This window comes from Vibrio sp. 10N.222.52.B7, from assembly GCF_041474275.1.
GTDB classification, from domain to species: Bacteria; Pseudomonadota; Gammaproteobacteria; order Enterobacterales; family Vibrionaceae; genus Vibrio; species Vibrio crassostreae_C.
This window is the reverse complement of the sequence record NZ_JBFRTU010000748.1, coordinates 1-251: the sequence shown is the minus strand read 5'-3', so window position 1 is coordinate 251 and position 251 is coordinate 1. Positions and strand designations below refer to the sequence as shown.

Annotated in this window: 1 protein-coding gene; it reads left to right on the top strand. The window is 45.8% G+C overall.

Going from position 1 to position 251, the window contains the following annotated elements; all coding sequences use genetic code 11:
• Positions 1-172, top strand: a 172-nt coding sequence (locus AB4512_RS25110) for a GrpB family protein (protein WP_372176171.1), incomplete at its 5' end; no start/stop codon positions are given.
• Positions 173-251: the final 79 nt, after the last annotated feature.

Genomic DNA, 251 nt, shown 5'->3' with positions numbered 1-251 from the left:
CGCTAACGGTTCTGAGTTCGAATGCTTTCTGGCATTTCGTGACAAGCTACGTGCGAATCCGGAATTAGTTCAGCAATACAACACCCTCAAAATGTCTTGCGAAGGTTGGCCGCAAGAAGAGTACCGTGAAAAGAAGTCTGACTTTATCGAGCATGTGCTGGCGGTGAAATAGCCAGTCGTCTTGTGATAGATTGGGTTAGTGACACAGACTGGCTTTACATTTTCCATTGATTCCTTGAGGTAGGCTTATG